This window comes from Streptomyces torulosus, from assembly GCF_001419765.1.
Lineage (GTDB): Bacteria > Actinomycetota > Actinomycetes > Streptomycetales > Streptomycetaceae > Streptomyces > Streptomyces torulosus.
This window is the reverse complement of record NZ_LIRK01000671.1, coordinates 1-5,958: the sequence shown is the minus strand read 5'-3', so window position 1 is coordinate 5,958 and position 5,958 is coordinate 1. Positions and strand designations below refer to the sequence as shown.

The following is a 5,958-nucleotide window of genomic DNA, read 5'->3' as shown; positions in this document are numbered from 1 at the left end:
GACGGAGAACGAGCCGGAGCCCCAGCCGGTCAATTGACCGGCTGGGGCTCCGGCTCGTTCTCCGTCTCGGCAGCGCCCGCGGGGGGCTCGTCCTCGTCGGTGACCGGGGTCTTGACGGACTCCAGCAGCAGCTGGGCCACGTCGACGACCTGGATGGACTCCTTGGCCTTGCCGTCGTTCTTCTTGCCGTTGACCGAGTCGGTCAGCATGACGAGGCAGAACGGGCAGGCGGTGGAGACGATGTCCGGGTTGAGGGAGAGGGCCTCGTCGACGCGCTCGTTGTTGATGCGCTTGCCGATCCGCTCCTCCATCCACATCCGGGCGCCACCGGCGCCACAGCAGAAGCCGCGCTCCTTGTGGCGGTGCATCTCCTCGTTCCGCAGACCCGGGACGCTGGCGATGATCTCGCGCGGGGGCGTGTAGATCTTGTTGTGGCGGCCCAGGTAGCACGGGTCGTGGTACGTGATGATGCCCTCGACCGGCGTGACCGGGATCAGCTTGCCCTCGTCCACCAGGTGCTGGAGCAGCTGGGTGTGGTGGATGACCTCGTAGTCGCCGCCGAGCTGCGGGTACTCGTTGCCGAGGGTGTTGAGGCAGTGCGGGCAGGTGGCGACGATCTTCTTGGCCGCCTTGGGCTTCTTCGACTCGGGCGTGACGTTGCCCTCGTCGTCCGTCTCCTCGCCGAACGCCATGTTCAGCGCGGCGACGTTCTCCATGCCGAGCTCCTGGAAGAGGGGCTCGTTGCCGAGACGGCGGGCGGAGTCACCGGTGCACTTCTCGTCGCCGCCCATGATCGCGAACTTGACGCCCGCGATGTGCAGCAGCTCGGCGAAGGCCTTGGTGGTCTTCTTGGCGCGGTCCTCCAGGGCGCCGGCGCAGCCGACCCAGTACAGGTACTCGACCTCGCTGAGGTCCTCGATGTCCTTGCCGACGACCGGGACCTCGAACTCGACCTCCTTGAGCCACTCCAGCCGCTGCTTCTTGGCCAGGCCCCAGGGGTTGCCCTTCTTCTCCAGGTTCTTGAGCATCGTCCCGGCCTCGGACGGGAAGGCGCTCTCGATCATCACCTGGTAGCGGCGCATGTCGACGATGTGGTCGATGTGCTCGATGTCGACGGGGCACTGCTCGACGCAGGCACCGCAGGTGGTGCAGGACCACAGCACATCGGGGTCGATGACGCCGTTCTCCTCGACGGTGCCGATCAGCGGCCGCTCGGCCTCCGCGAGCGCGGCGGCCGGGACGTCCTTCAGCTGCTCCTCGGAGGCCTTCTCCTCGCCCTCCATGGTCTTGCCGCCACCGGCGAGGAGGTAGGGGGCCTTGGCGTGCGCGTGGTCGCGCAGCGACATGATCAGCAGCTTCGGGGAGAGCGGCTTGCCGGTGTTCCAGGCGGGGCACTGCGACTGGCAGCGGCCGCACTCGGTGCAGGTGGAGAAGTCCAGCAGGCCCTTCCAGGAGAACTGCTCGACCTGGGAGACACCGAAGACGTCGTCGTCACCGGGGTCGGTGAAGTCGATCGGCTTGCCACCGCTCGTCATCGGCTGGAGCGCGCCGAGGGCGGTCTCACCGGTGGCGTTCCGCTTGAACCAGATGTTCGGGAAGCCGAGGAAGCGGTGCCAGGCGACACCCATGTTGGTGTTCAGCGAGACGACGATCATCCAGACGAACGAGGTGCTGATCTTCACCATCGCGGTGAAGTAGACCAGGTTCTGCAGGACCGGGAGGCTGAGCCCCTTGAGCGCGAGGACCAGCGGGTACGAGGCGAAGTAGGCGGCCTCGTAGTGGTCGACGTCGTGGATCGCGCCCTCGAGGCCGCGCAGCACGTAGATGGCGAGACCGATGGTGAGGATGACGTACTCGACGAAGTACGCCTGACCGGCCTTGGAGCCCGCGAAGCGGGACTTGCGGCCGGCGCGCGAGGGCAGGCTCAGCAGGCGGATCACGATCAGCGTGGCGATGCCGAGGATCGTCATCACGCCGATGAACTCGATGTACAGCTCGAACGGCAGGAAACCGCCGATGACCGGCAGCACCCAGTCGGCCTCGAAGAGCTGCCCGAAGGCCTGGGCGAGGGTCGGCGGCAGCGTCAGGAAGCCGACGGCCACGAACCAGTGGGCGAAGCCCACGATGCCCCACCGGTTCATCCGGGTGTGCCCGAGGAACTCCCGCACCAGCGTCACACTGCGCTGGTAGGGATTGTCGGTACGGCTGCCGGCCGGGACCGGCTGGCCCAGCTTGAAGTACCGGATGAACTGACCGATGGCGCGTGCGAGCAGCGCGACGCCGACCACGGTCAGTACCAGCGACACGATGATCGCGGCGAGTTGCATTTGGGGGCTCCTCGGGCCTGCGAGGGTCATTACTAAGCGGTAACTTATGCAGTCCGTCTGAGACTACCCACTTCTCCTGCCGCACTGTAGCCAGCGACGCGGTGATCTGCGTCGCTGAGGGTTGCCTGAGTGGGGGGGGCGGCGGTCTAGAGGAGGGGTTTGAGGACCAGATCGCAGATGGGGTGGGTGCGGGCGTTCCAGCGGCGCTGCAGTTCGAGGCCGCGCGTGGAGGCCCCTGCGAGGGCGGCGACAACGCCGACGGCCACTCCGGTCGCGGCGGTGGCGCCCCAGGCCTCGGTCAACGCGGTCCACGAGTACAGGCAGACGGCAGGGAAGAGGCCCACAGCTCCCAGCATGCAGAAGAACCCCCGGTCGCGGAACGCGGCCCATTCGCGGTCCCGGATCACCTGGGAGACCGCGATGCCCCCCGCGAAAAGACCGACCAGGCCGAAAATGAACAGCGCCTCGGGGTCGGTGAGGGAACCGCACGCGATCAGGGCGATCCAGCCCGCGGCGATCTGGATGAGGACCGCCACCGGCAGCCATGCGGGCCCCCAGGGTTGGTCGCCGCCCGCGGCCGCCGTCCATGCCCGCCAGGCGGCCACCCCCGACAGCGCGACGCACACCAGCAGAATGAAGCGGTAGTGCGTGCTCCTGCCGTAGTCGTAGCCACGGGTCTCCGCCTCTGGTGACGGCACGTCCCAGCTCGGGGGGCCCGCGAACGTCTGCTGCTTGAGCAGGGCCACGGCTGTGCGCATCTGGAGCCACTCGGGCAGGCGGCGCAGCAGTTCCAGCCGGTGCGCGGTCAGTCCGGCGGAGCCGAGCGCCTTGACGGCCTGCTCCAGGATGAACGAGCTGAACGACGGAAGCTCGACCTCCAGGTACTGGGCCAGCACCGATGTGTCGATCCGCCGGTCCTCGGCGACGGCGTGCACCAGAATGCGGGGGTCGGAACGGCGCCGCAGCCACTCCATGAGTTCGTCCCCCGCGCTCACCTCCTGCCTCAGGGCGTAGGTCGCGTCCCGGCTGATGACGACCAGCGGGGCGATGATCCGGGGATCGGGGGTCGGCAGCTCCGCGTGCGTGATCACGAAGGCGTCGGCGGAGTCGATGGTGGCGGCGATCTTCCCGGCGATCATCACCAGGGCGTCGTCGGTCCCGTGGGCGAAGGGGCGCCAGACCCAGCTCAGGTTCCCGCCGCGAGAGGGCCCCACAGGGGCGGCCCTCAGTTCGTCGGCGATCTCCGGCACGCTCAGCAGTTCACCCAGGTGGAAGGCGCACGAGACCCGTGTGGTCGGATCCGTGGGGTGCCAGAGCACATGGTTCAGCGCGAGGGCCGCCTTCGGGGTCCGGATGCTCCACAGAGCGCGCACCGCTTCGACATGGTCGGCTGCCATGTCCTGGTAGGCGGACACCGCCAGATCCCCCATGGTCTGGAGACCGTCCCAGGCCGCGTTGCCCGGCTTGGCCGTGGTCGCCAGAGCCTCAGCGGCCTTCGGGAGGTTGGTGGCCGCCAGCGCGTGGGCCGCCGCGCGGACCCGGTCCGGATCGGTGTCCGAGCGCACGGTCTCGACGAGGAAGTCGAAGACCGAGCGGCCCCTCCTCCGTCCGTCGCTCCCGACCAGCCCGAACGCGTTGATCACCGCTTCGTCGAGGACCCTGTGCTCGCCACCCAGCGCGCCCCGGAAATGCTCCAGGATCTCCTCCGCCAGCCCGTCCTCGATCGTGTGGGCGTCCGCCAGGCACTGGAAGGCCAGGACGGGGTCCCTCGTGAACACCGCCCGGACGACCTCCGTGCAGTCCCGCGGCTCCACCCCGCACCACAGGCGGACCGTCTCCCGCCAGGCGGCCGGGTCGTCGCGGTATCGCCGGAGGAGACCCGTGGGGTCCGCCGCCAGCTTCACGGCCGCCAGGTACTCCTGGAGGGTGAGGTGGGCGAACTGGTAGCGCTCGCCGTTGTCCACGGCCAGGAGCAGACCGCTGCGGTGGACGATCTCGTTCAGGACCTTCTCGGCGGCCCCCGGGTCCCGTGCCTGCCGTTCCAGGACGGCCCGTACGGTCTCCAGCACCTTCTCGTGCGGCAGCGCCAGCCGGTCGTGGACGCCCGAGGGGATGTCCTGGGCGACCAGCGCGACTTCCTGGAGGACTGCCTTCTTCAGCGGGAACGGGTACACGGACTTGCGTCGGCGGTCGATCAGCAGGCTGTCGATGACCTGCTTGTAGAACTCGGCTCGGGTGTGCGGCAGGACCTGGTCGGTGCCCGCGTACACGAAGTCGTACAGGTACGCGATCATCGTCAGGAGCAGGGGGTTGCGGGCCAGGGCCATGATCTGCGGGGTGTCGCGGAGGGCGCCGAGGACCTGGTCGACGGTGCTCTCCGGCTCCAGAGCGGTGTCCGGTCGCCAGGGCCAGCCGTTGAGGAAGCGGCGGATGAGGTGCTCGTCGAAGTCGCGCACGCGCAGGGTCTGGCCGAAGGACTCGGCGAACCAGCCCTCGTACACCGCGGTCCGGCAGGTCACCACCACCCGGCAGGCCGCGTACTTCGCCGTGAACTCCTCGATCCGGTCCGCGACCAGTGGCCGAAGCTCCGTGGTCACCTCGTCCAGACCGTCGAAGTACAGGGCGAGGCTGCCCCGTTCCAGTGCCCGCGTCACCCACTTCTCGGCGCCCGGGAAGTCGTGCCGCGCGAAGTGGTCCACGAGGTGTTTCTCGAGACTCCGTTCAGGCGCCTTGTTGATCCAGTGCAGCTCCAGCAGAACCGGGATGTCCCCCAGATCGCCGAGATCGACACGGGGGCGCCGTTCGCGTCCGGGCTTCCGCCGGGTCGCGGTGTTCCCGCCCGGGGCGCCCGCGGTCGTGCCGCGTACCCGCTCCCTCGCCCACATCAGCACCTGGTGCCGCAGCAGCATCGTCTTGCCCGCGCCCGGCACCCCCAGCACCACACTGTGCCGTTCCGCCCGCAGGTCCGCGGCCAGCTCGGTCGGCGCGCCGTCCCCCCGGGCGCCGCGCAGCGGGACGTACACCGACTCCATCGGCAGCTTCAGGTCCTCGTCGACCTGGAAGGAGACGGCGAAACGGCGGTGGCGGTCGTACAGGGCGCGGGTGTACCTCGCGAGGGCGGTGCGGCGCAGCAGAACGCTGCCGCCGAACTGGGCGTACGCGAAGTCGAGGAGCAGCTTCAGCTTGCTGCCGAGCCAGTGTCTCGAAACAGCGGCGAGGACACTCAGGACGACCCCCACCACGACACCCGCGACGCCGATCGGCCAGCCCGCCGACAACTCCCCCATGAGCCCTCCCCCTGAGCCCCTGACGTATTCCGAGCCGCATCAGGCTCCCATGGGCTGTGTGCCCCGTGGGGTGCTTTGCGTACCTCGGGTGGACAGGCGGAACGAGCGTGCTATTTCAAAACGATCGTGTTATTCGTATGAAATCGTCACAATCACCCCTAACTTGGTTCCGTGCTGTACGGAATCCTCGCCGCCGCGTCCGCCCTCCTGGTCACCGCCGTGCTGACGGCGGCCGTACGCGTGCCCGCGCAGCGGCTCGGGATCGTGGAGCGGCGGCGGATGCGGCCGGTGCCGCTGCTGGGGGGTGTCGCGCTCCTCTGCGGGGTGGGCGGTGTGGCCTGGCT

The 5,958-nt window shown here is 68.9% G+C and carries 2 protein-coding genes; both read right to left on the bottom strand.

The features are described 5' to 3' along the window. Positions 1-29: 29 nt before the first annotated feature. Positions 30-2,327 carry a heterodisulfide reductase-related iron-sulfur binding cluster gene (locus AOK23_RS37030; protein WP_055716875.1) on the bottom strand — a complete coding sequence of 766 codons (2,298 nt, stop codon included), beginning with the start codon at positions 2,325-2,327 and terminating at the stop codon, positions 30-32. Positions 2,328-2,473: 146 nt separating this feature from the next. Next, positions 2,474-5,614, bottom strand: coding sequence for an NACHT domain-containing protein (locus tag AOK23_RS37025; protein ID WP_055716874.1), 3,141 nt, complete (start codon positions 5,612-5,614; stop codon positions 2,474-2,476). Between the last annotated feature and the right edge of the window lie 344 nt (positions 5,615-5,958).